General features: G+C 42.2%; 21 protein-coding genes. 10 read left to right on the forward strand and 11 right to left on the reverse strand.

The annotated features are described in order from the left end of the window. Positions 1–2 precede the first annotated feature (2 nt). Together IEX80_RS25060 and uvrC are read left to right on the forward strand one after the other, a co-directional pair. Entirely contained in the window at positions 3–2,267 is a 2,265-nt protein-coding gene (locus IEX80_RS25060) for a transglycosylase domain-containing protein (protein ID WP_188834520.1), read from the forward strand. Positions 2,268–2,449: 182 nt separating this feature from the next. Next, entirely contained in the window at positions 2,450–4,273 is a 1,824-nt protein-coding gene (uvrC, locus tag IEX80_RS25065) for an excinuclease ABC subunit UvrC (protein WP_112653236.1), read from the forward strand. An 83-nt stretch (positions 4,274–4,356) separates the two neighbouring features. Here the strand turns inward: uvrC and IEX80_RS25070 are convergent, their stop codons facing one another. The 7 genes from IEX80_RS25070 to IEX80_RS25100 all read right to left on the reverse strand — a co-directional run bounded on the left by IEX80_RS25070 (position 4,357) and on the right by IEX80_RS25100 (position 11,827). Beyond that, positions 4,357–4,752 carry a hypothetical protein gene (locus tag IEX80_RS25070; RefSeq protein WP_112653237.1) on the reverse strand — a complete coding sequence of 132 codons (396 nt, stop codon included), beginning with the start codon at positions 4,750–4,752 and terminating at the stop codon, positions 4,357–4,359. Between the two features lie 411 nt (positions 4,753–5,163). After that, on the reverse strand, positions 5,164–6,141 hold the full coding sequence (porN, locus tag IEX80_RS25075) for a type IX secretion system ring subunit PorN/GldN (protein ID WP_091171862.1): 978 nt from the start codon (positions 6,139–6,141) through the stop codon (positions 5,164–5,166). Between the two features lie 6 nt (positions 6,142–6,147). Continuing rightward, positions 6,148–7,668: a type IX secretion system motor protein PorM/GldM gene (gene porM / locus IEX80_RS25080; protein WP_188834521.1), complete on the reverse strand. Its 1,521-nt coding sequence runs from the start codon at positions 7,666–7,668 to the stop codon at positions 6,148–6,150. 44 nt (positions 7,669–7,712) lie between these two features. Continuing rightward, positions 7,713–8,513, reverse strand: a complete 801-nt coding sequence (gene porL / locus IEX80_RS25085) for a type IX secretion system motor protein PorL/GldL (RefSeq protein ID WP_090530363.1) — start codon at positions 8,511–8,513, stop codon at positions 7,713–7,715. Positions 8,514–8,575: 62 nt separating this feature from the next. Continuing rightward, positions 8,576–9,892, reverse strand: coding sequence for a T9SS ring complex lipoprotein PorK/GldK (gene porK, locus IEX80_RS25090; protein WP_090530366.1), 1,317 nt, complete (start codon positions 9,890–9,892; stop codon positions 8,576–8,578). Positions 9,893–10,144: 252 nt separating this feature from the next. Then, a complete protein-coding gene (locus IEX80_RS25095) occupies positions 10,145–10,903 on the reverse strand; it encodes a uroporphyrinogen-III synthase (RefSeq protein WP_090530369.1) in 759 nt (252 codons plus the stop codon). Between the two features lie 18 nt (positions 10,904–10,921). Then, positions 10,922–11,827: a DUF4271 domain-containing protein gene (locus tag IEX80_RS25100; RefSeq protein ID WP_188834522.1), complete on the reverse strand. Its 906-nt coding sequence runs from the start codon at positions 11,825–11,827 to the stop codon at positions 10,922–10,924. Positions 11,828–12,282: 455 nt separating this feature from the next. On the opposite strand from IEX80_RS25100, the gene IEX80_RS25105 reads away from it, so the two are divergent. After that, positions 12,283–14,160: a glycoside hydrolase family 97 protein gene (locus IEX80_RS25105; protein WP_188834523.1), complete on the forward strand. Its 1,878-nt coding sequence runs from the start codon at positions 12,283–12,285 to the stop codon at positions 14,158–14,160. A 129-nt stretch (positions 14,161–14,289) separates the two neighbouring features. On the opposite strand, the gene IEX80_RS25110 is transcribed toward IEX80_RS25105, so the two are convergent. Further along, the gene (locus IEX80_RS25110) at positions 14,290–14,997 is read right to left on the reverse strand and encodes a hypothetical protein (protein ID WP_188834524.1); all 708 of its coding nucleotides are present in this window, start codon (positions 14,995–14,997) and stop codon (positions 14,290–14,292) included. 107 nt (positions 14,998–15,104) lie between these two features. Here IEX80_RS25110 and hemW point away from each other — a divergent pair, with 107 nt between their 5' ends. From hemW to IEX80_RS25130, 4 genes are all read left to right on the forward strand, one after another. Beyond that, a complete protein-coding gene (gene hemW / locus IEX80_RS25115; RefSeq protein ID WP_188834525.1) occupies positions 15,105–16,226 on the forward strand; it encodes a radical SAM family heme chaperone HemW in 1,122 nt (373 codons plus the stop codon). A gap of 100 nt (positions 16,227–16,326) precedes the next feature. Then, positions 16,327–16,869, forward strand: coding sequence for a fasciclin domain-containing protein (locus IEX80_RS25120; protein ID WP_188834526.1), 543 nt, complete (start codon positions 16,327–16,329; stop codon positions 16,867–16,869). A gap of 268 nt (positions 16,870–17,137) precedes the next feature. Next, positions 17,138–18,016 carry a cupin-like domain-containing protein gene (locus tag IEX80_RS25125; RefSeq protein WP_176625303.1) on the forward strand — a complete coding sequence of 293 codons (879 nt, stop codon included), beginning with the start codon at positions 17,138–17,140 and terminating at the stop codon, positions 18,014–18,016. 125 nt (positions 18,017–18,141) lie between these two features. Beyond that, complete coding sequence (locus IEX80_RS25130) at positions 18,142–19,023, forward strand: cupin-like domain-containing protein (RefSeq protein WP_091215547.1); 882 nt, start codon at positions 18,142–18,144, stop codon at positions 19,021–19,023. Between the two features lie 148 nt (positions 19,024–19,171). Here IEX80_RS25130 and IEX80_RS25135 read toward each other — a convergent pair whose 3' ends face one another. After that, the gene (locus tag IEX80_RS25135) at positions 19,172–20,149 is read right to left on the reverse strand and encodes a phytanoyl-CoA dioxygenase family protein (RefSeq protein ID WP_223266092.1); all 978 of its coding nucleotides are present in this window, start codon (positions 20,147–20,149) and stop codon (positions 19,172–19,174) included. A 124-nt stretch (positions 20,150–20,273) separates the two neighbouring features. Here IEX80_RS25135 and IEX80_RS25140 point away from each other — a divergent pair, with 124 nt between their 5' ends. Then, positions 20,274–21,125 (forward strand): helix-turn-helix domain-containing protein, encoded by an 852-nt coding sequence (locus tag IEX80_RS25140; protein ID WP_090530392.1) that lies wholly within the window; start codon positions 20,274–20,276, stop codon positions 21,123–21,125. A 39-nt stretch (positions 21,126–21,164) separates the two neighbouring features. On the opposite strand, the gene IEX80_RS25145 is transcribed toward IEX80_RS25140, so the two are convergent. Together IEX80_RS25145 and IEX80_RS25150 are read right to left on the reverse strand one after the other, a co-directional pair. After that, positions 21,165–21,647 (reverse strand): adenylyltransferase/cytidyltransferase family protein, encoded by a 483-nt coding sequence (locus IEX80_RS25145; RefSeq protein WP_090530395.1) that lies wholly within the window; start codon positions 21,645–21,647, stop codon positions 21,165–21,167. A gap of 124 nt (positions 21,648–21,771) precedes the next feature. Next, entirely contained in the window at positions 21,772–22,191 is a 420-nt protein-coding gene (locus IEX80_RS25150) for a YybH family protein (protein ID WP_090530398.1), read from the reverse strand. A gap of 163 nt (positions 22,192–22,354) precedes the next feature. Between IEX80_RS25150 and IEX80_RS25155 the strand changes: the two genes are divergently transcribed. After that, positions 22,355–23,233 carry a carbohydrate kinase family protein gene (locus IEX80_RS25155; protein ID WP_090530401.1) on the forward strand — a complete coding sequence of 293 codons (879 nt, stop codon included), beginning with the start codon at positions 22,355–22,357 and terminating at the stop codon, positions 23,231–23,233. 188 nt (positions 23,234–23,421) lie between these two features. Next, the gene (locus IEX80_RS25160; protein ID WP_090531322.1) at positions 23,422–24,519 is read left to right on the forward strand and encodes a vWA domain-containing protein; all 1,098 of its coding nucleotides are present in this window, start codon (positions 23,422–23,424) and stop codon (positions 24,517–24,519) included. Positions 24,520–24,585 lie beyond the last annotated feature (66 nt).

The following is a 24,585-nucleotide window of genomic DNA, read 5'->3' on the forward strand; positions in this document are numbered from 1 at the left end:
AAATGAGAACCACTAACACAAGGTTTAACTCGAAAAATCAACTCCAGCCTGCAGATATAAGAAGATACAACTGGTACATATGGCGAATTGTGCTTGGCCTTTTTGCTTTTGTTGTTATGATGATAACACTCACTATTTTTGATGTGTTTGGTCAGCTGCCTTCGTTCCGCGACCTGGAAAACCCCAAGAGCAACCAGGCTACAGAGATCATTTCGTCCGACAAACAGATATTGGGGACTTACTATATTCAAAACCGTTCCAACGTTACTTACCGCGAACTGTCACCAAACGTAATTAACGCTTTGGTTGCTACCGAAGATAAACGATTTTATGACCATTCAGGTATTGATTTTGGCCGAAGCTTTACCATTTTCGCGCATTTGCTCATTGGGCAAAAGCAGGGCGGCAGTACCATAACACAACAGCTGGCGCTTAACCTTTTTTCAGAACGATCTGCCAATCCATTTAAGCGGATTATTCAAAAACTACAGGAGTGGGTTACAGCTGTTAAGCTTGAACGTCATTACACCAAAGAAGAGATCCTCACCATGTACCTCAACACGGTCGACTTTGGTGCTTATAACACTTATGGCATCAAATCGGCCGCGCGCACTTATTTTAACACTACGCCAGATAAACTAACACCCGATCAGGCTGCCCTGTTAATAGGCATGGTTAACGGCCCGGGCATTTATTCGCCTATCCGTCACCCGGATAATGCACTTAAAAGGCGCAACCTGGTACTAAACCGTATGGCCGAACAAAATTACCTGAGTGAAGGCCAGGTTGAAGAATATAAACGCAAGCCACTTGGCCTTGATTTTCACCAAAACAATCATTTTGACGGACTGGCTCCATACTTCCGTTCGGTATTGAAGAAAGAGCTTCAAAAGATCTTTAAAGAACAGAATATTAACCGCCCTGATGGCACCCCTTACGATCTTGACCGCGACGGCTTAAAAATATATACCACCATTGATGCCACCATGCAGCAATATGCGGAGGATGCGCAGCGTGATTATATGAAAGATTTGCAGGCACAGTTCAATGACCACTGGCGCGGCCGTAACCTTTACAAAAGCATCCACAACTTCAAATTTTTGCTTGACCAGGGCATGCAAAAATCTGACAGGTACAAACAACTGAAACAACAGGAAAAATCTGACGAGGAAATTGAAGAAAACTTCAAGACCAAAACCATGCTTAACCTGTTTACCTGGCACGGCAATATCGATACCATGATGCGGCCAATTGACAGTATTATCTACTGTAAAATGCTTTTGCGTAATGCTCTCATGAGTATGGATCCCACAACCGGCTATGTTAAGGCATGGGTTGGCGGCACCAACTTTGAACATTTTAAATACGACCAGGTAAAGAATGGCACCCGCCAGGTAGGTTCAACAGCCAAACCATTTACTTATGCTGTGGCTATCGACAACGGCTACTCTCCATGTATGAAAATCAATAACGTGCCTGATACTATCCGTGGTTATGGCGCGCCGTGGTGCCCGCGCTCGTCGCCATCCGAAACTTTGCCGGGCTTTATTACTTTAAGGCAGGCACTGGCGCACTCACAAAACTGGGTTACGGCCCACGTTATGGGCGAGGTTAAACCAGAACCTGTTGTTGATCTGATCAAAAAGATGGGTATTACAACCAATGTTCCGCCTTATCCTTCAATTTGCCTGGGTACGTTTGATGCTTCTGTGTTTGAGATGACCGCCGCTTACTCCGCTTTTGCCAACCACGGCCTGTGGACAGAGCCTACTTATATTTTACGCATTGAAGATAAAAACGGCAACGTATTGTATACCCATACTCCGCGCGTGGTGCAAGCCATGAACCCGCAAACGGCTTATGTGATGACCTATATGCTTAAAGGTGTTATTGAAGATGGTACCGGTTCAAGGTTAACCTATAAATACGGGTTACGCAACCCAATAGGTGGTAAAACCGGTACAACCCAAAACAATTCAGACGGTTGGTTTATAGGTATAACTCCACAGTTGGTTACCGGCTTATGGACAGGTTGTGAAGATCGTGACATCGCCTTCCAGAGCACCCGTTTGGGCGAAGGTGCCAACAGTGCCCTGCCGATATTTGCCATGTATATGAAAAAGGTATACGCCAATGCAGCCTTAGGTATTAAAAAGAATGTTGATTTTGATGCTCCTGCAAACGGTGTAAGCATCATATTGGATTGCGGAGCCTATAACCAGCAGCAGCAGGGAACTACTGAGGTGGATAAGAAATTGGGATTTTAATTATTTTTGTTCGGGTAATCCCCATCGTCATTGTCAATTTAAAATATGTCATTGCGAGCGATAGCGTGGCAATCGCGAACTAAGCAGGTCGGCCCTGTATAGCATGCGATTGCTTCGTCGTTCCTCCTCGCAATGACATATTTTAGATTAGTAATGACATTTTCATTAAAACCAATAATTCAGTGAGTGAGAAATTTGATTATAGGGCAGCTTTAAAAAACATTCCTCACAAACCCGGGGTTTACCAATACTGGGATAGTGAGCAGGAACTGATATATATTGGTAAGGCCAAGGACCTGCGCAATCGGGTTGGGTCGTACTTTAACCAGGATATTCATATCAATGCCAAAACACGGGTACTGGTATCCAAAATCCGTGCTATAACTTTTACTATCGTTGACACCGAGGTTGATGCCTGGCTGCTGGAAAACAGCATGATCAAGAAGCATCAGCCTCGCTACAACGTCATGCTTAAGGATGATAAAACCTATCCATGGATCATCATTAAAAACGAAAATTACCCACGCATCTTCTGGACCCGCCGTATAATCAAAGACGGCTCCAAATACCTTGGCCCTTATGCATCGATAAGCATGATGCATAACATTTTAGGGCTTATTAAGGAAACTTATCCTCTACGTACCTGCAACCTGCAGCTTACCCGCGAAAATATTGATAAGGGCAAGTTTAAAGTTTGTTTGGAATACCAATTGGGTAATTGCAAAGGCCCCTGCCAAAACTATCAAACCGAAGAAGACTATGATAACAGCATCGAAGAAATTAAGGATATTCTGAACGGGAAGATTGGTGCAGTTCTTCGTCGCTTAAAAAATGAGATGGAAGCGGCTGCTATGGAAATGAATTTTGAGCTGGCCCACCGGCTTAAACGTAAGTTTGAACTCCTTGAAAACTACCAAAGCAAATCAACCGTTGTTAACTCATCTATAACCGACGTGGATGTGTTCAGCATTGCGTCAGAGGAAAAACTGGCATTCGTAAACTTCCTGAAGGTGATGAATGGTACCATCATCCAAACACAAACCATCGAACTAAAAAAGCGACTGGATGAAAGTGACGAAGAGTTGCTTACACTGGCCATATCCGAGTTCAGGAGCCGTTATAACAGCGACAGCAAGGAAATCATCGTACCGTTTGATATCGATCTTGAGGACCATCCAAACATCAAATTCACGGTACCAAAACTGGGCGAAAAACGCAAATTGCTTGACCTTTCGCAAAAGAATGTACAGTTCTTTAAGAAGGAAAAGATTGACCAGTACGAGAAACTGAACCCCGAGATCCGCACCGAACGGTTGCTCACGCAGATGATGAAAGATCTGCGCATGAACCAGCTGCCACGCCATATTGAATGTTTCGATAACTCTAACTTCCAGGGCAAATACCCGGTATCGGCCATTGTAGTGTTCAAGGATGGAAAGCCCTCCAAAAAAGATTACCGGCATTTTAACGTAAAAACCGTTGAAGGTCCTAACGACTTTGCCACTATGGAAGAAGCTGTACACCGCCGTTACCGCCGCATGCTGGATGAAGGAACAGAATTACCGCAGCTGATCGTGATTGATGGAGGTAAGGGCCAGTTATCATCGGCCATGCATAGCCTTAAGTTATTGGGTATAGATAAAAAGGTAACCGTGATAGGCATTGCCAAACGCCTGGAGGAGCTTTATTATCCCAACGATCAGTACCCCATGTATCTCGACAAAAAATCGGAAACACTTAAAGTGATCCAGCACCTGCGTGATGAGGCACACCGTTTTGGGATCACCTTCCACCGTAAAAAGCGCGATAAGGGCACATTGGTAACAGAACTTGAGCTGATAGAGGGCATAGGCAAAACCACAGCCGAAAAGCTGCTTAAATACTTTAAATCGGTAAAGAAGATTCGCGAAGCTAACGAGGAAATGCTACTCGAAGTAGTAAATCTTAAACAGGCCAAAGCCATATTGACGTATTTTAATACAGGAGCAGAAATTAAGCAAGGATAGCTCCCAGATTACTACGCCTAAAATAACAAAGGCCTGGTTCAATCAACCAGGCCTTCTTTATATATTGATGTTTGTGATTTTTATTACTGGGCGATGTAAAATGATTTTTGATCGCCATCCTGATAAACATGGATTGATTTTTTAACTACCTGTTTGTCGGTAGTGATCTCCATAGTGTATTCACCATCTTCTAAACCGGTTAACACATAACCTTTGCTTACATCGGTTTTGCTTGGCACAATGTCTTTCAATAAAAGCTCATTTTCTTTATTGTAAACTTTTACTACTGACTTTCCATTTTCAGTTTTTGCAAAGTTCACTTTCAGACCGCGATCATGATCAAGGGCTTTAAAGCTTACAACTTCTTTGGCTTTAGGGGTAACATCGATTTTGTCTTCGTCGGCTTTGGCTGCTGTAGTAGCAAATACACCTGCAGTTAATAATACAAATAAGGCTGATAATTTTATTGAGGTTTTCATGATCGTAAGGTTTTAATGTTTTAAATATGTTGTGTTGTTGTTTTCAATGATCAAATGAACAATATATATTTTGATCGCTAAAAAGTGTTATACCAGCTGTAGATATAAATAGACAAAGCCTCAAAAACACTCGGCAAACCCTAAAAAGCCCTTGTTTACTATTATTTCAGGCGTTGGTCGGAATTTTGGGGGAGTTGGTAGAAAGGAGTAAGCGATTGGTCATGCGTGGGGTGAAAATCGCATATGAAAAGAGATAAGCAATTGTTATCCTGTTAAATGTTTACCGGCTAAATAAGCACGGCAGCAGGTGCGATGAAAAATCTTAGCCGCCTTCCCGATAAAACAGATCTTAAAACAAAACAGGCGATGAAAATTCATCGCCTGTTTTATAATCTTGTTAATCTTAATGTATTAGTACTGCCAAAGATTAAGCTCCCAGTCAAGAAGGGACTTTTTAACCCTTTCTGATTCGTAAAGCTTATCAATACCCTGAGCATAATCTTTTATACGCTCATCTTTGTCGTTACTTTCTTTTACGATATAACTGGTAAAGATGCGTTTTATAAACACGTCGTCAAAGCTTAAGCCGGTGGCATCACTGTTACGGCTAACCACTTCTTTGGTTGCAAGTACCGCGCGTGCTTCAGGAAAATAAATCCAAAAAGCGGGCTGAAAATCGATGTCGAGTGTACCTGTACCTTTAGGTTTAACCAAAGGAGCAATACCTATAATCCGGGGCTCAAATACCGAGCGCTGTTTATCAAAGATCCAATCTTCTTTAATGCGGAATTTAAGCACGCTATCAGGGTTAAACTCACCTGCAACAAGCGTAGATGATATAACGTTATTATCCTTATCGCGCTTTTCAACCACGCTGCTGTCAGATGCTAACCGGCCACGGGCCTGTGCACCTGTTAAAGGAGTAGTAAAACCATCGCCATTGGGGTCATCCTTTTTACCCGGGGTAGGGTCATATGCGGTAAGCTCGCCTTTGGCTATGGCATCAAGCAATACATCAATTAAACGGCCCTTGGGTGAAGCCAGGTACTGGTTCATCTTTTCGCGTACATCAATTTCGCGCCAAACGCGTTTGGCAAATGCCACATCATTTTCACGCAAATTAGGATACGGTGTAACCTTGGCGTTTAAAATATTGTTCTTTTTGTAATAGCCATCAAGCGGTCTGTCAAAAGGTTTTGCAGCAATTTTACTCGCAGTATCAAGGGGCTGCTGGCTGGTAACATTATCCGGCTGAACCTGTACAGGTTTCTGAGTTGTTTGCCTGGCGGTGGTGGTCTTTTTTGCCGGCGGCCTCTTGGTGCGCTTTTTTTGCGCATAAGCGCTTACACAAGCCAGGCACAGGATAACAACTAAAATTCTCTTTTTCATACGCGTTTAATTTGCGGATAATACAATCGGGTCAAGTGACCTCGGTGAATGGTCAGGACCTACCGCAACGATATCCTTAAATATAACAGTAGTTCCTGGTGTAACTGTATTTAAAGCACTACGCATAGTGCCGGTTAATTCCCCGCCTGAGCCTGATAAAATAATGGCATCCTGGCGCGGTTTTACAACCAGCATAGTAAAGTGCGTTACGTTAAATTTAGCATCAAAGTCAAAGTTATCCAGCTGAGCAAAAAGCCTGTCCTGTGCTCTGATATTAGCCGAACTGGTGTTACCTCCACTTTTACCTGCAAACTGTGGCTTAGGGTCAGGGATCCTTTTGATACGGAACTGTGTTGAACCCAATACCGCTCCTTTTGCACCACTAACAGAAATTGTAGCTTTGCCTATGCTGTTTACAATTGCTGTGTAATGCCCGCCCGAACCACTAAGAGAACCGGCACCACTAAAATGCACGTTTAAGTCGCTGGCTGCTACGCCAGGCGCAGATACCGAAATAGGATTCGGTACACCGATATAAAGTACATTCATTTTATCAGGAGAAATAACTGCCGAAGGCCTTGCAACTGTATATTCCTGCTTGAAAGGATAAGAGTCATTTTTACCGGTTGTATTGTTTTTAACCGTGATAAAACCTTCTACGGTATGTTTTCCTTCGCCGCTCGCGGTAATGGTATAATTACCCTTACCGTCTGTAACAGATACCCTGCTACCGTTAACAGTGATATCAGGGTTTGATTTTGAATCATATGCTGTCAAAAAGATCTGGGCAGTATATGGCTGTCCTGCTATCACATAGCTGCTTGGAGCTACCACTACTGCGCTAAACTTATCGAGCGTAACCTGAGCCTGGTCAATTTTACCTAATAATTTCTTAACTACTTCGTTTTCGGCGTTTTTGCTATCAGCTTCAATTTTGGCTAAAGTAGTGAGGGCCGCGCCTAAAGGTATGCCATCCCCAAAGTTAGCTTCCTGCCATGATTTTCTAACATCCCCATGCGGTTTAGGCGCTACGGTATTTAGTGAAAACTGTACGCCTACACTGTCCTTACCTAAAGCTACCATTAACCTTTGGCGGGTTTCATCAATTTTAGCTTTCAGTTTCTCCCCATTTTTTTGATTGATCATGATACGGGGCGATATATCCAGGTTATCCCGTGCGTCAACGTCATCAATCTCCGGGTTAATGCCGCCGCCTTCCTGAATCAGCTTTGCTTTCAGCTGTTCAACGTAGGTATTTAATTCTGCAGCTATAGCACTTGCCTGTTTAGCCTTATCATAAATTGGTTTCGCCCGTTCAGCCTGTTCTTTCAATTTTGTAGCCTCAAAAGCGCTGTATGTGTTTTGCAAACCAGTATTAACATTCCTGGTTGATGCATCCAAACTATTCGTAATATTCTTAAACGCGTCCAACAGGCTATCCGGTACGTTAAGGGCAATGAGGCCCAATAGTACCAGGTATAGTATACCTATCATTCGCTGTCTTGGGGTTTCCTTACCTCCGGCCATCTATTATAAATCTTTTCTGGTAATCAATCAATTAATTAATTATATTAAACACGCGGCTGGTTCATAGCTGTAAGCATGTTACCATAAATGGCGTTTAATGATGCCAGGTTCTTAGCCAATCGACCTACCTCTTCCTTAAACTGTTTTGAATCATCCATTGATTCATTAAAGTTGTTCATGGTAAGCGAAAGGTTCTGGTAAAATTTATTCATTGATTTTAAGTGCGCGCTTGAATCCTGTAATTCCAGCTCGTAAACCGCATTAAGTGCCGACAGATTTTTAGCTAATTGGGTAACCTGGTCATGGTAAGCTTTTGAATCAACATTTGAGTTAGCCATTTCAGTTAAATTAGCCGACGCCTTTTCAAAAGAAACACTTAGTTTTTCATAACTTGCGGTTGCATCTTTAACTTTGCTTGTAAAAGCAATAGTAGCTTCTCCCGCATCGGTAACACGTGATATAGCGGCTACCTTATCGCCAAATGTACGTAAACCATCACCAAGACTGCGCACCAGCTCAGGGCCAATTTTTGCATCTTCCATCATTTTATCCAGCGCAGCAGTTGTTGAGGGGCCTGTATTACCGACGCTCCTTACAGTTGCTTTTGGAAGCTCTCCCTGAAAGTCTTCATTTAATTCAGGATACACACGTGCCCAGTTAATTTCTTTATCTTCTCTCTGAAATCCTAATATAAAAAACAGTATAGCCTCAGTTATAAGTCCCCCTGCTATCCAGTAAGTGGCACCAGGCCAATGCAAAATCTTAAACATTAACCCTATAATCACCACAGTAGCACCCCATGATACGATGTTGCCTATTCCGTAAGGTTTTTTTTTTCCAGCCATAATAATTCAGAAGTAAACTTTTATTTTTTAATTTGATTTGCTTGCGTTTAACTAACTCTTGATTAGCGTTTATCTGTAATGTCGCGCCCTAAGTATTTGGTGACGCAGCGGAAACCGATATACGATTTAGCGGTGTCCTGGTATTCGTAGGTCCGGGTTGAGTTTTGAAGAAAATATCCAATATCTTTCCATGAGCCCCCGCGTACAACTTTACGCTTCAATATTTCGGGGTCGGTAGACTTAGCTTCGTAATTGAATGTTGGTGCAAGATCATGTACAAATGTTGACGCTGATTCGTCAAAAGCAGATAATGTCCATTCGGCTACGTTACCCGCCATATTGTATAAACCATAATCATTAGGGAAATATGAACGTACCGGCACAGTATACGCGCCGCCGTCATCGGTATAATTACCACGCCCCGGCTTAAAGTTAGCCAATAAACAACCTTTTGCATTTTTAATGTAAGGCCCTCCCCATGGATAATCGGTACCTATCCTGCCGCCACGTGCCGCGTACTCAAACTCGGCTTCCGTAGGCAAACTATAAGGTGCACGGTGCGGTAAATGGCGCTTATCTTTATAAGCGTCATTATAGCGCGTACGCCATACACTGTAAGCTCTGGCCTGCCTCCAGGTTACCCCTACAACAGGGTAATTACGGAATGCAGGATGTGAAAAATAACTTTCAACCATAGGCTCGTTGGCGGCATATGAAAAATCGCTTAACCAAACAAGCGTATCAGGGTATACCGCTACGGTATCACGAACAATGAAGTCGGAACGGTGTTTTGTTTTATCGTTATGATGATCTGCAGCATCGCGCAGGGTAAACAAAGCGTAGTTATATTTAAGTAAGCGCACGTCAACCTCATTACGGTCAAACACACGGTCATCACCCTGGTAGTACATACCCTGCAATTTTTGAGCATTGTTTGCCTGGTTGCCTTTACTGCTCCAGATAGGGTTTTTCTTTACAAACTCCCAGTTGATGAATTTTTTACCGCCATTATTATTACCGGCGCCAGCTTTGGGCTGAATGAAATACTTATTATCGTTGATATAATTGGTAATGGCTATTGAATCGCGCACCCAGTTCACAAACATTTTGTATTGACTGTTGCTGGTTTCGGTTTGATCCATAAAAAACGGAGAAACAGTAACCTGTTTAGTTTGGGCTATCTGGGCAAAGGTTACATCCTGATCAGTTTGCCCCATAAGGAAACTACCACCCGGAATATAAACCATTCCGTAAGGCACCTCGGCCCTGAATGATCTTGCAGGAACCCCTACAACTTCCCCCCGGTCACCGCCTCCGCGGCCACAACCACTTAATACACCACCTGCTAAAACAATTATTAAAAAGTAGATCTGCTTCATTTTACAATCAAAATCAGTTATATAACTATAACACAATGCAACGTCCGAATATATTACATTTTACGCAATGTAAGCTATAAAAAACGATAATTTGGCTTCTTGAACCGATAAACTGTGTACTTATCTTCCCAATACCGCACAAAACGCTATATAATTAACAAACCGCTAACCAATTGTTAACATGACAATTAGTTAGCGGTTATACGGGTAAATATGGTAAAAAGTTGCAGTCTGGTTAAATAAATTTCTAATTTATTTATTTACAAGCTTAACATACTGCTCAATAGCCATTGTCATTGACGGCGCGCCGGGGGTTGGAGCTGGTATATCCAAAATTAAGCCAGCCTCAAGCACTGCCTTATGAGTAGTCGCCCCAAAAGCGGCGATGCGTGTATTGTTTTGCTTAAAATCGGGAAAGTTTTTATACAGCGATTGTATACTCGACGGGCTAAAAAATGCTATAACATCGTAAAACACATCGGCCAGATCGGAAAGATCACTGCAAACAGTACGGAAAAGCACTGCAGGAGTAAAGTTATAACCGTTTTCCAGCAAAAAACGCTGCGTTTCTTCGGCAGCAACATCCGAGCATGGGTAAAGGAATTTTTCCGACGAATGCTTTTTCAAAACTTCTGCCAGGTCAGCAGCGGTTTGCTTGCCAAAAAAGATCTTACGTTTACGGTACTGAATGTACTTTTGAAGGTAAAGCGCTATGGTTTCCGAAAGGCAAAAGTATTTCATTTCAACAGGCACCTCAAAGCGCATCTCCTCGCATATGCGAAAAAAATGATCGGCCGAATTACGACTGGTAAAGATCACAGCGCTAAAATCAGCTAAGTTGATCTTCTCTTTTCTGAAATCCTTTGCGGGCACACCCTCAACATGAATAAATGATCTGAAATCAATTTTCAGGTTAAGCTTTTTAGCCAGCTCGGCATAAGGATTTTTATCATTTTCGGGCTTAGGCAAAGTAACCAGTATGCTTTTAACCTTTTTCTTTCTATCTTCCAATTCAGTGCTTTTAATAACCTAAATTTTAATATTCAATGCCTTTATTAAAATCAAAACAGGGCAAATTTCGAGGGCACAAAGATACGTAAATAAATAAAACTTATGAAATCGAAAGGTAGAAATTATATTTACGCTGCTCCTGATGTATTGCCATATAAAAATTATAATGATGATAATGAGCGTAACTGTAAGTAGTACAGGAATGTATTGTGCACCAAGAAGGCTAAAACAAATAACCACCGGCAAAAAAACAAACGCGATATTAAAATAGGTAAGATGCAGAATATTAAGGTATTCGCTCACCAGCTTATTAATATCAAACACAAACCCTAAAAACTTGAGTATTAGAAACTTGAGCGAAAATAATACAATAATGACTATGGTAAGAAAAGTAAACAGGCCGCTTCCCGCTATTTTATAATAAACGCCTTTGTACGCAGCCAGTTGATATAAAAACAAACCGAACGTAGCACAAAATAACAAAAACAAACCCAGGAAAGCCCACGAACTAACCGGACTCTCTTCTTTACCGGCTATCGAAAGTACGCGTTTGCTGTAAAAAGAGGCAAATACATTGCTTACATCTTTGCCCAGGGCAAGGTTAAGAATAGCTGTATACAACAGCATGGCAATAATGAGCACAATAACCCAGGGATCACGCGAAGGGCGGTTATGCCCCTCCATTACCCTGCTCTTTGACCTGGAATGGAGATCAAGAAAGCCGTAACCATGATATAATTCGTGGGCAAAAACGCTATCGGCATATTGGGCACGCATGGCCGCGTCAGGCACCCTGAGGTAACGCATAGCAATAGAGTCTGCAATAAATTTATCTCTGTTTTGCATGGCATAAGCTACCGAATCAAGCACCGAATTACCGGGACGAAAAGCGCGTGTTGGTGATTTTAAAGGCGTATCAGCCACTATTGAATCCTGTTGCGCAAAAGCAGCAGTACAATTCAATAAAAACAGCAGGCAGCACCAAATAACCAAACAGATCCTCAAAGCTTAAAAAGGGCTTATTATTTTTTGCAAAAGTAGGGTAATTATCTGAACCAGAATTTTATCAATTAATATTTTTTTGAATTTATTTGGACCTTAATCGCTTGCTATTCATTAAAAAGTCGGATTCTTATTAAGAAAAGTCTAATTAATACAATCAGAGTACAAATTGACAAAATATATTTGTTGTGAGATAAGCTGCGATAACTAACGTCCAAACGGCTGATAGGAAATTTAAGCTAAACTTAAAGATTATTAACAGCCTAATGGTCAAATAATCAGTGTTGAGATCGAGGCCAATTAAACAGTTAACCTAAATACCCAATATCGAACATTTAAACTGTATAAGCTAAATTTAAATGGGAATAGTATAAATTATGAGAATAAATATTCGGTTATTATTATTGATCCTATGTTTATCCTACAAAGGATATGCCCAACAAAAAACCATTGCTGTTAATAGTCCAAATGGGCAAATTAATGTCAACGTATTCATTGCCAAAGGCAAATTATCATACAACGCGGCAGTTAACAATACGATGTTGATAGCACCATCGCGCCTGGGTTTAACTGTTGATGGTATCGATCTTGGAGTTGAAACCAAATTTGCAGGTGCCCCTTCAAATAAAAAGATAAAAGAAACCTATACTATCAACGGCGCTCACAAAACGGCACGTAACGAAGCGAATGAAACTACAATTCCTTTGCTAACAGCAGAGAAGAAATTCAACTTAATTGTGCGCGCTTACAATGATGGTATAGCTGTACGTTACACATTACCTTATAATACAAAACACATCAATGCCGACTCAACCTCCTGGGAATTCTCCGGAAAAGTAACGCAGGTTGCCTGGTCGGATTATAATGAAGGTTATGAGGGCCTAAGCCATGTAACTCCATTACCATCAGTTCCACAAAATACACCAATAATGGGGCCCTTAACTTTTAATGTAAACGGGATTTTTGCCTCGGTTTCAGAAGCTGATTGCGAAGACTTTTCAGACATGTCTTTTATACACCATGAAAATTCTTTTAAAGCAAATTTCCCCTTTGCCCCTAACGGCTGGGATGTACAACCGGATAGCAATGCTGGACATGCTGTACTTAAAGGTGCTTATGAAAACCAAAAAGTATCTCCCTGGCGAACAATTATCATAGCCAAAAATTTAACTGAATTAGTAAACTCAGACCTGCTCACGAATCTGTGCCCGGCACCACAAAAAGGCAATGACTTTAGTTGGGTAATGCCAGGCCGTTGTTTATGGCAATGGTGGAGCGTTGGGGCTCCCCGGTTTGCCGAACAAAGAAGTTGGTATGATGCGGCAGCTAAATTAAAATGGGAATATTATTTAGTAGATGATGGATGGCGAAATTGGAGCGAGCCGGGTAAAGATCAGTGGCAGCTTTTGGGAGATGTGATAGCATACGGAAAAAGTATTGGCGTAAAATCAATTGTTTGGGTTGACTCTAAAGAAATGCGATCGGCAGCAGCCCGTTATTCGTATCTGAAGCGAATCAAAGATCTGGGAGCAGCGGGCATTAAAATAGATTTCATCCCCCCTGCAACGTCATCTATTATGCAATGGTACATGGGTACCATGCAAGATTGTGCAGACCTCAAACTAATGCTTAATTTTCATGGAAGCGTAAAACCAACGGGATTGACAAGAACCTATCCCATGGATATTACGAGGGAGGCAGTTAGGGGGAATGAATATCATATGACCCGGTATAAAAGAGTGGCACCGTTAGACCATGACGTATCTGTACCGTTTACGCGTTTTACCGCCGGTGCTGCAGATTTTACTCCTGTAATACTGAACCCGGAGCAACTTACATCGCAAAAATTCACCTGGGCCCATGAGTTTGCTCAATCCATCGTATATCTTTCTCCTATTACGCATTTCGCGGACGAATATAAATTTTACCTGGAGAGCCCGATGTTTGATTTATTTCAACAGGTACCTACAACCTGGGACGAGACAAAAGTTTTAAGCTGTACCCAAATGGGTGAAATTGTTGCTTATGCACGCCGAAAAGGAAACACCTGGTGGGTTGGCGTAATGAATGGTGCCGATGCACGTGAAATTAAAATTCCTTTAAACTTTCTACAGCACGCAACAAAAGGGGTACTGATATATGATGGAGAAGATACCAATGCATCTATCCACCGTGAAGAAAGATTAGTCAATCCCAAAGACACGCTTACTATAAAATTATCGCCGGGTGGTGGCTTTGTAGCTATGCTACATTAAAAGCAAGGCGTTATATGGCATGTGGCGTGCATAGCGCATGAGCACATGCCAGGCCATGTTAAACGCTTGTTTTGTATAAGAATGCAGAATCGACACAAAACAAAAGACATGTTCAATTTAGTAAATACGTTATTCCGTAACGCCTGTAGCAGCCCAAAAAACAAGGTATCCGGCTTTATCTTTACTTACAGTAACTTTTTTTAGAATGCGCCCGGGATCAGGATGAATATTCAATACATCGATATTATGATGATCATTTTCTGTTATCTTATTTCCCTGCCCCCATTTAGCCAGATCATGTACTAAGTAGCTCAGGTTTGAGTTACCTTCAGGTATATCATCATAATAATCGGGCAATTTAAAATCTTTAAACTCGCTACCATCGCTATAAGTTAGTGTAATATATAGTTGCGAAGGCCCTTCGGAACTGGTAAGGCTCAGATACAAACCAGAATATTTTTTGTGAGGAACATCGAAGCTAAAACTATCAATGCCGGCAACATTTAGGCTTTGGTTACCGTTGTCACCGTTTTTATAATGAAGCAAGATGGTTGGGTGAAACGAATTAGCGGGGATCAATGGATTATCCGGCAAAGTGTGCGCATCATGATTGCCATTAAGTTTTGCTGCATTTGCGGTAAGATAACCATCCTCTTTGCCCCCGCCATCAATACCGGTTACCCAGGTTTGCAACTTACCATCGGTAACTGTAGTTACAGGGCGGGCATTTAACAGCTTTTGGATATTTATTTGAATGGTGTTATTGCTGTGCTGGCTATTGGCAGCTCTGCCGGCCAGCAAACACACAGATAAGAAAACAAAGTATTTAAAGGTCATGGTTGTTATAATTGGGAACTAAAGATAAACAAAGCTTAAATGTCCCTTAACCCTTATTGCACAAATACCGGCTTTAGTCAAAAAAATAATTACATTACCTTTGCCGCATGGCAGGCATCTATATACATATTCCCTTTTGCAAGCAGGCTTGCCATTATTGCGACTTCCATTTCAGTACATCATTAAAGTACAAAGATGAAATACTGCATGCGTTAATCAGTGAAGTCAAACTGCAAAAAGGCTATCTTAACGGCGAAACCATCGAAACCATTTATTTTGGAGGAGGCACTCCTTCTGTTTTAAGCGGCGATGAAATCAGCAAGATCATTAATGCAATTACTGAACTACACACGGTATCATCTACAGCCGAAATTACTTTGGAGGCTAACCCCGATGATTTGAAACCTGATAAGCTCAAAGCATTGAGGCAAACACCGGTAAATCGCCTCAGTATAGGGATTCAATCGTTTTTTGACGAGGATTTGGTTTGGATGAACCGCGTACACCGCGGGCAGGAAGCCGAATCATCAGTAAAACGGGCACAGGATGCCGGTTTTGAAAACATTACTGTCGACCTGATTTACGGCTATCCTATGCTTAGCGATACCAAATGGAAGCAAAATCTCGATAAGGTATTTGAGCTTAATGTTCCGCATGTGTCTACTTATTCGATGACGGTTGAACCGCAAACTGCACTGGCAGCCTTTATCAGCAAAAAAAAACAGCCCCCCATGAATGAGCAACAAAGCGCAGAGCAATTTATAGTGCTGATGGATGCCATGCAGGCACATGGGTTTGAACATTACGAAATCTCCAACTTTTGTAAGCCCGGCCAATACTCCCGTCATAATTCGAATTACTGGAAAGGGGTAAAATATTTAGGAATTGGCCCCTCGGCGCATTCTTACAATGGAGAGACCCGCCAATGGAACATAGCTAACAACGCAAAATATATGCAGGCGCTTGAAACCGGAAAACTACAGGCCGAAACCGAGGAGCTAACCGAAGAGAACCGCCTGAACGAATATATCATGACCTCGTTACGCACAATCTGGGGGCTTGATTTAGCCAGGCTCAACCAGATAGCCAAAGGAGCATCAGCCGAATTACTCAAAGCTGCCGCCGAATATTTCGATAGGGAATGGATCATACAAAAAGATAATGTTATTTATCTTAGCGCAACAGGTAAACTGTATGCTGATCATATTGCAGCCGGATTATTTTTCTAAACCTTTGAGGTTTTTTACAGTCAGTACTTTGTTACAAAGCAAAATGGTTTTAAAAACTGTTTATATTTATCAAATCGTATTGTGTTATATACCTGCAATTATGAAAAAAGTACTCATTATCGCTTTATCGTTTATAGCTATTATAGCCCCAAAAGCTTTCGCCCAAAAAACTGTGGGCGGGACTGTTATGTCGCCTGCTAAAAATATTGTACAAAACGCATCCGGCTCAAAAGACCATACTACGCTCGTAAACGCTATTAAATCTGCCGGCTTGGCGCCTACCCTATCAGCGACCGGTCCGTATACTGTTTTTGCACCTACTAATGAAGCTTTTGCCCAGCTTCCTGCAGGCACGGTTGACAACCTGATGAAACCTGCAAGCAAGGCCAATCTTATTAAACTGCTTACTTATCATGTGGTGCCCGGCAAATTAACCTCGGCCGATCTGTTAACCAAAGTAAAAGAGGGCAAAGGCAAGTTGGAGCTTAATACATTGAGCGGCGGTACACTTATAGTGATGTCGCAGGGGGCAAAACTTTACCTTGTTGACGAAAAAGGGGGCAAATCATTCATCACCATAGCCGATGTTGCCCAAAGCAACGGTGTTATTCAGGTAGTTAATTCAGTTTTGAAACCTAATTAAGCCAGTTGCAGTTTGTAATGGCAGAAGCAGTTGGCAGCGGTAGTTGTACAAGCGGTACACTGATTAGAGGAAGATAGGCAAAATATACTCTTTTTATTACACTCCATGAAACTGCACCGGCAACTTTATACTGCCTGCAGTTACGTATTGCCACTGCAACTTTATACTGCAACTAAAATACAACTGTCAGCACAATTTCAAAATCGGCTCAAATCGTTTACATATTATTTACAAAGAATTAATTTTGCTCGTTAATTAATTTGTGAAAATGAGTATAACGCTTACACCTATTGATAGTGTAGACAATATAAGCAAGGAGGATTTTGTTAACAATTACTTAAATCCGCGTAAACCGCTTATTATCCGCAAAGCCACTGAAAGCTGGCCCGCACTGCAAAAATGGACTTTTGAATACCTGAAAGAGGTAGTTGGAGATAAAACCGTTCCGCTTTATAACAGCTCAAAGGCCGATCCTTCCAAAGCTATCAATGCATCTGCAACTGAAATGAAGTTTGGCGATTATATCGATCTTATTCAAAAACAGCCTACTGATTTAAGAATTTTCCTCTTCGACCCAATTAAACATGCCCCAAAACTGCTGGAAGATTATCGTTCGCCATCTGATTTAATGGGTGGTTTCCTGGATAAATACCCCAATATGTTTTTCGGCGGCGCCGGTTCTGTAACATTTTTACATTACGACATCGATCTTGCGCACATTTTCCATACACATTTTAATGGCCGCAAACATGTAATGCTGTTCGATCAGAAATGGACCGAACGTCTGTACTGCATCCCCTTTGCTACCTACGCCCTGGAAGATTATGATATCGAAAACCCCGATTTTACCAAATTTCCGGCCCTTGACGGCATTGAAGGACAAGAGGCCATTTTAGAGCATGGCGATACCCTGTTTATGCCAACCGGTTACTGGCACTGGATGAAATACCTCACCGGTTCATTTTCGATATCGTTACGCGCCTGGGATAAATCATGGGCCATTAAAGCCAAAAGCTTGTATAACTTAACAGTGCAGCGCAAGTTTGACAACCTGATGAAAGCTCGCTTTAAAAAGGATTATATGGACTGGAAGGAGAGCCTGGCTATCAAACGCGCTAACAACGCCCTTGTATCAGGCAGGCCATAATATTAAGATATATTTATACTACTTTGGGGTTTATTTCGTTATTTTGAATGCTTTTAAACGAGTAAGAAACAATATTGTAACTTTATTTTAAAATAAGCGTAATCCCCCTAAAGTAATAAACTATTATGTGCTTCATTCTTAACCCGATCGATACGGTTGAAAATATTTCTCCCGAAGACTTCAAGAAGAATTATTTAGACCCTCGTCGCCCGCTGGTTATCAAAGGGCTTACCAAAAGCTGGCCTGCCCGCGAAAAATGGACACCCGAATATTTAAAGCAGGTTGTTGGCAATAAAGTAGTGCCATTGTACGATAATTCAAAGGCCGATCCGTCAAAACCCATCAATTCGTCGGCAACTGAAATGCCCTTTGATGAATATATCGACCTTATCCGCAGTAAACCAACCGAGTTAAGGATTTTTTTCTTTAACATATTTAAGCAAGCGCCACAACTTTTGGATGATATTGTATTACCTAAGGACCTGATGGGGGGCTTTTTGGAAAGCATGCCCGCCATGTTTTTCGGAGGTTCAAACTCGGTTACTTTTTTACACTACGATATTGATCTTCCGCATATTTTCCATACCCATTTTGGAGGGCGTAAGCATGTGATCCTATTTGAAAACAAGTGGAAGCGCCGCCTGTACTGTATCCCCAATGCCACGTATGCACTGGAGGACTATGATGTACTAAATCCTGATGTCAAAAAATTCCCGGCACTTGACGGTGTAGAAGGTATTGAAGTTTTCCTTGAACATGGCGATACCCTGTTTATGCCAACCGGCTACTGGCACTGGATGAAATATGTGGATGGTTCATACTCACTCAGCCTTCGCGCATGGGATGCCAGCATAAGCCGTAAAGCGGCAAGCCTATACAACCTGGCCGTTAAAGGTGGTGTTGATAGCGCTCTAAAAATGATGTTCAAAGGCAAATATGCTAAATACCGCGAAGGACTGGCCGTTAAATGGGCTAATAGAGAGCTTGCCGCAGGGAAACCTTTTTAAAGTCGAAAGTCTTACGTTTTTAGTCTTAAGGCATGATATTGAGTAGCGATGGATTTGTCCATCGCTATTTTGTTTTATACCCACGACCGTGTCTTCACAACTAGCTTGTTTATCAAATGCTCCCGAAAACGTGTATATGAGATACAATCTACCAACGCTCCAAGCCCAAAAGTTTTTTACCCAGATCGCTAAGCTCAGCTACCGGATTTTGCTTTTCCCGTTCCAGCGGATCGCCCGGAAAAGCGTAGCCCTGCATGGCTTCGCGGCTTTGCCAACTGTTAATGCGCCATTGTCTTAGCTCTTCATTGTCTTCCTGGGCGGGCATCATGGATATATACTGCGCTATACGCACTTTATCTGCACTGGTATTAGGTCTTATGCCATGCGGCTGCAAACTGTTAAATATCAGCAGATCACCTGCTTCCAGTTTCACTTTCACAGTCTCAAAACCGGTGGTATCAGGTTTATAATGATCCCTATCTTCGGGTTGGGTTAATTTCCAGGTATCGTATGTACGATATAGTTCCGGGATACATTGAAAACCACCCATGTTTTCATCAGTCTGATCGGCAAGGGCCAGTACGCCCTGCACATTTTGAGGTTTGGTTTCCGGGTCATAATCCCAATGAATAAAACCTTTATATTCAAAGCCAGGCCTTAGCGGAAAATTCAGATTGGCCCGGTCAATAGTTACCCATAGCTTTTCGGTACCCCAGATATCTGTAAAAGCCGCATGTACTTTAGGATATTGCCGGTTATCCCACATAAACTGCTGATTATAAATTTCAACCATGCCCGTATTGTTCAACTCGCTCATTTGCATTTGGGCATTGGGCTTTTTATACCAGGTAGTGATATCATTGGCATCCTTATCTTCATATTGCCACAGATAATCAGCCAGCTTTTTCACCTGCTCTTTAGGTACTGCATTTTTGATGATCACATAACCATTCTCTATCCAAAATTGCCAATCGGCCTCGCTAAGCACTTTCAGCGGTGCATTGTTTTTACGTTCATTCAGGCGGATCTGGCTTGATTTAGCGGTTGACGGATTACCAGGGATCTCTTTATGTGCATTCGCCGGCGTGGTTGCCATGGTCATGGTTGCGTTTTCGGTCTTCATCATTTTTTTTTGATTTATAACTCAAATTTAGGTTGGCATGGAAGATGGATTATCCTGTACAATGACCAAAATTTGCTCTATATTGATCATTTGTTTACCTTTACTAAAACTTAATGCTCAATATAGCATGGATAAGATCCAGTTAGAGAAGATTAATTTTGAACCTGGCAAATCGTTCAAACTCTTTTCACCCCGGCTTCGCAACACTTTTCTGTGGCATTATCACCCCGAATACGAATTGGTTTATGTTGAGGCAGATGCAGGGATAAGGCACGTAGGTTCACACATTTCCGGCTACACCCAGCATGACCTGGTGCTTATTGGCAGTAACCTCCCCCACCTCAACTTTGATTACCGGCTGCGGAGCGAATACCATCAGATAGTGGTGCAGCTAAAAGAAGATTTCATGGGAACGGCAATAGGCATCACTCCCGAATTTTCGACCATCGGGCAGCTTTTCAAAAAAGCCGCCAACGGTATTGCTTTTTATGGAGATACCAGGACTACAGCAGTGCGAAAACTGAAACTTTTACCGGGGATGGATTCTTTTCAGCAGTTAATGGGGTTAATGGAGATCTTTAACATACTGGCTGGTTCAAAAGAATTTACGATTTTAAACAACGACGAGCCGAACCTGCAGTTTTTTTTAAAAGATAAGATCAGGATGGGGGCTATTTATGAATATATCGGCAGTAATTACAATCTTAAACCCGATGTAAATGTAGTGGCGGCTAAAGTGAACTTTACTACAGCGGCTTTTTGCCGCTATTTTAAAAAACAAACTAAAATGACCTTCACCGATTTCGTGAACCAATACCGTGTTGATGTAGCCAAAAACCTGCTCATGCAGGATAAAAACGTTACTGAAACCTGTTACGCCGTGGGATTTGAAAGCTTATCATATTTTAATAAACTCTTTAATAAGATAGTTGGAAAGAATCCCTCCGATTTTAAGCGGAACTGGTTTGCTAAGGATTGATCGGGAATAACGCCTGTAAAATATTGCCGCCAGAATTATTCAGCCTGATTTTTTATAGTAATCCTTAACCACATCGGGTAAAAGATGCAGGTATAAGTCAGGCTCTTCCCTGATGTTTGCCGCTGGCACCGGTACAATTTTACAGGGTTCTTCATAAATAACGCTTTCACAATCCAGGAACCGCCCCATATAAGCGCCATAGGCCTCTGAAGCAAATATCACATCAATAGGCGGCAGCTTCTTTTTAAGATAGCTGGCCCAAAGTCTCGACATATTTTCTATCGAGTCGCCCGCACCCGGCAGCATAGCTTCATCATAGCTTAATAATACAGGTTTAACCTTGTCATTACCTGCGTAAGTTTTTTCGAGCCAGTCAAGCCTGATATTTCCATCAATGGGCTCATCATCACTGGCACCAATAACCACTACAAGCTCATCACAATGGTCAAGCGCGTAACCAATCAAAGCCATATGCCCAATATGGAGCGGCAAAAACTTCCCAATTACTAAACCTCTTTTCATGCAGTAGTATTTTTGCGATCCGGTATCTTTATAAATTCCGCTCTTAAGAGAGGAATCGCTAATTCCCACGCTTCCAAATCCCCGTATTTATCCACTTAACCTTTTATCTCCACCCCTAATCTCCTTACGAGGTGTGGTCACAAACTATCTTCCACTCACCCTTAATTTTCCTAAACCATAGCGTAAAATAGCCGCCTGGTGTATCTTTTTCACGGGTTAGTTTCCATCCTCCCAAAACAAAAGCATTGGTTGCATCCAATACCTTTAGCTGTATGATCTCAAAGCTAAGCTGCCCCATGGCAGCCTTATCAGGATAAGTTTGTTTGTAATGTTCAAGTGTTGTTTGCCAGCCATAGGCGGGGGCTGTTTTCCCCACAAAAACCAACGAATCTGATTTCCAGTAGGTCGTCATAAAGCTTTCAATATCGCCGCGGTTCCAGGCTTCTTCCTGTGTATGCATTACTTTCAGGATGGCCTGCCTGTCCTGTGCAAAGCAATACACGGCCACAAGCATCAACGCTAAACTCAGTAATATTTTTCTCATATAATAAAGATAGCTTTTTGTTTTTGTCTGAACCTGAATTTTAAGAATTGCCCGAATTAACAGAATTAAAAAGAGAAAATTCAATTAATTCTTCAATTCGATTAATTCCGGTTCAGACAATACAGTATATTTGGATTTCATCGACACTAAAAACAACTTAACTATGGGAAATCAGGTATTAAGTTTTGGCGAAGTTTTATGGGATGCTTTTGGTGATGGAAAAAAAGCGGGCGGCGCCCCTATGAATGTAGCCAGGCATTTGGTACAACAAGGCGTAAAAACAGCGTTTGCGAGCTCTGTGGGTATGGATAACTCGGGCGATGCACTGATAGGCTTTTTAAAAAGCAATGACCTGTATTCGGACCTGATTCAGCAGGACGATGAATTTCCAACCTGTGAAGTTACAGTACAGCTTGATGAAACCAACACCGCTACTTATATTATTCCCCAACCCGTTTCATGGGATAACATACAACCATCGGCTGCACTCACTAAAGCAGCCCAGGCAGCCAGGGCCATTGTGTTTGGCAGTTTGGCTTGCCGTACCGCTACTACCCGCGAAACCTTATTAAACCTGCTTGATGAAACCCCGACGCTAAAAATATTTGATGTAAATCTTCGCCCGCCGCATTACACCCTGTCAACTATTGAAACATTGGTAGCCCGGGCCGACGTAGTAAAAATGAACGAGGAAGAAGCCAACCTGCTCATCGGTGGAAGTAGTGCTTCCCTGCGCGATCAAATTGGCGAGTTCCGTTCCAAATACCATAGCCAAACCATTTGCGTAACCCGCGGCGAGCATGGCGCACTGGTATGGCACGACCATGAATTTTATGACAGTCCCGGGTGTCCGGTAAAAGTTGCAGACACGGTAGGCGCCGGCGATGCCTTCCTGGCAACATTTGTATCCGGCCTCCTTTCGGGAAAACCCATGCAGCAGGTGGTAGATAAAGCGTGCTCCGTTGGCTCATACGTAGCCAGCCAGCGAGGCGCCAACCCGGTGTACCCGCCTGAGCTCCTGAATAGCTTGGCTTACATTTAGGAATTCGGATTTCGAATGTTCGATTTCGGATTTATTTTTGGAGATAGAAAATGACTTTTTAATCCGAAATCCCAATTCCGAAATCAAAAATCTAATTGTCATACTTAACTAACAATTTATTTTATCACTTCCGCAGCGAAACTTTTCCTAAAAATATTCCGTTCCTTTATGTACAGAAAGGACAAAATATGCGTGGTTTTGGATTTTCCAAATTTAAGCCCAACCAAATCCCTAAAGGCGGATTTGACGAATTGTTAAAATTATTCCTCGAGTTGCTCAACTATACATCGGGCGATGCAGGCGAAGCTTTAGCCTGGCTTAACGAACTCGATAAACAATATAACCTTACTAACGATGATTATGGCATGGGCGATTTCATCGATGAACTAAAGCAAAAGGGTTATCTCGACGAAAATAATGAGAATGGCGAGTTCCGGATTACGGCAAAAACTGAGCAAAGCATCAGGCAATCTGCTCTGGAGGAGATCTTCGGCAAGCTAAAAAAATCAGGCAAAGGCAACCACCGCTCGCCGCAATCAGGCCAGGGCGATGAAAAAAATGCCGAACGCCGCGAGTTTGAGTTTGGCGACAGCCTTGATCAGATAGACATGACCCAGTCTATCCACAACGCCCAGGTTAATCACGGTATAGGCGATTTCATGATGACCGAACGCGATCTTGAGGTAGAGGAAATGGACTACAAAACCCTTACTTCAACTGTGCTCATGATCGATATTTCGCACTCCATGATCCTTTATGGCGAAGACAGGATCACTCCGGCCAAAAAAGTAGCTATGGCCCTTGCCGAACTGATCCGCACCAAATATCCTAAGGACACGCTGGATATTGTTGTTTTTGGGAACGATGCATGGCCAATAACCTTGCAGGATTTACCTTACTTGCAGGTTGGCCCCTACCATACCAATACCTATGCAGGTTTGGAGCTGGCTACCGATCTGCTCCGACGCCGTAAAACGCACAATAAGCAGATTTTCATGATTACGGATGGTAAGCCAACCTGCTTAAAGGAAGGCACCAGGTATTATAAAAACAGCATTGGTTTGGACAGGAAAGTGGTTAACAAAACCCTTAACATGGCTGCCCAATGTAAGCGGTTAAAAATACCTATTACTACATTTATGATAGCTAAAGACCCTTATTTGCAGCAGTTTGTTCGTAAATTCACAGAAACAAACGGAGGCAAAGCCTTTTACAGTTCCCTGAACGGTCTTGGTGAGTACATTTTTGAGGATTATATCAGAAACAGAAGAAGGACTGTGAGGTAAGTCTTTAGTCGGAAGTCCGACGTCTGGAAGTCTGAAATACGAATAACAACTGTCCTTTAAATTAAA

Source organism: Mucilaginibacter rubeus, assembly GCF_014643835.1.
In the GTDB taxonomy this organism is placed as follows: Bacteria; Bacteroidota; Bacteroidia; order Sphingobacteriales; family Sphingobacteriaceae; genus Mucilaginibacter; species Mucilaginibacter rubeus.

Excerpts from the sequence above, each read along its gene's own strand:
- IEX80_RS25060 (WP_188834520.1), top strand. The coding sequence starts at position 3 with ATGAGAACCACTAACACAAGGTTTAACTCGAAAAATCAACTCCAGCCT.
- IEX80_RS25070 (WP_112653237.1), bottom strand. The coding sequence starts at position 4,752 with ATGAAAACCTCAATAAAATTATCAGCCTTATTTGTATTATTAACTGCA.
- porN (WP_091171862.1), bottom strand. The coding sequence starts at position 6,141 with ATGAAAAAGAGAATTTTAGTTGTTATCCTGTGCCTGGCTTGTGTAAGC.
- porM (WP_188834521.1), bottom strand. The coding sequence starts at position 7,668 with ATGGCCGGAGGTAAGGAAACCCCAAGACAGCGAATGATAGGTATACTA.
- porL (WP_090530363.1), bottom strand. The coding sequence starts at position 8,513 with ATGGCTGGAAAAAAAAAACCTTACGGAATAGGCAACATCGTATCATGG.
- porK (WP_090530366.1), bottom strand. The coding sequence starts at position 9,892 with ATGAAGCAGATCTACTTTTTAATAATTGTTTTAGCAGGTGGTGTATTA.
- IEX80_RS25105 (WP_188834523.1), top strand. The coding sequence starts at position 12,283 with ATGAGAATAAATATTCGGTTATTATTATTGATCCTATGTTTATCCTAC.
- IEX80_RS25110 (WP_188834524.1), bottom strand. The coding sequence starts at position 14,997 with ATGACCTTTAAATACTTTGTTTTCTTATCTGTGTGTTTGCTGGCCGGC.
- hemW (WP_188834525.1), top strand. The coding sequence starts at position 15,105 with ATGGCAGGCATCTATATACATATTCCCTTTTGCAAGCAGGCTTGCCAT.
- IEX80_RS25120 (WP_188834526.1), top strand. The coding sequence starts at position 16,327 with ATGAAAAAAGTACTCATTATCGCTTTATCGTTTATAGCTATTATAGCC.
- IEX80_RS25125 (WP_176625303.1), top strand. The coding sequence starts at position 17,138 with ATGAGTATAACGCTTACACCTATTGATAGTGTAGACAATATAAGCAAG.
- IEX80_RS25130 (WP_091215547.1), top strand. The coding sequence starts at position 18,142 with ATGTGCTTCATTCTTAACCCGATCGATACGGTTGAAAATATTTCTCCC.
- IEX80_RS25135 (WP_223266092.1), bottom strand. The coding sequence starts at position 20,149 with ATGATGAAGACCGAAAACGCAACCATGACCATGGCAACCACGCCGGCG.
- IEX80_RS25140 (WP_090530392.1), top strand. The coding sequence starts at position 20,274 with ATGGATAAGATCCAGTTAGAGAAGATTAATTTTGAACCTGGCAAATCG.
- IEX80_RS25145 (WP_090530395.1), bottom strand. The coding sequence starts at position 21,647 with ATGAAAAGAGGTTTAGTAATTGGGAAGTTTTTGCCGCTCCATATTGGG.
- IEX80_RS25150 (WP_090530398.1), bottom strand. The coding sequence starts at position 22,191 with ATGAGAAAAATATTACTGAGTTTAGCGTTGATGCTTGTGGCCGTGTAT.
- IEX80_RS25155 (WP_090530401.1), top strand. The coding sequence starts at position 22,355 with ATGGGAAATCAGGTATTAAGTTTTGGCGAAGTTTTATGGGATGCTTTT.
- IEX80_RS25160 (WP_090531322.1), top strand. The coding sequence starts at position 23,422 with ATGCGTGGTTTTGGATTTTCCAAATTTAAGCCCAACCAAATCCCTAAA.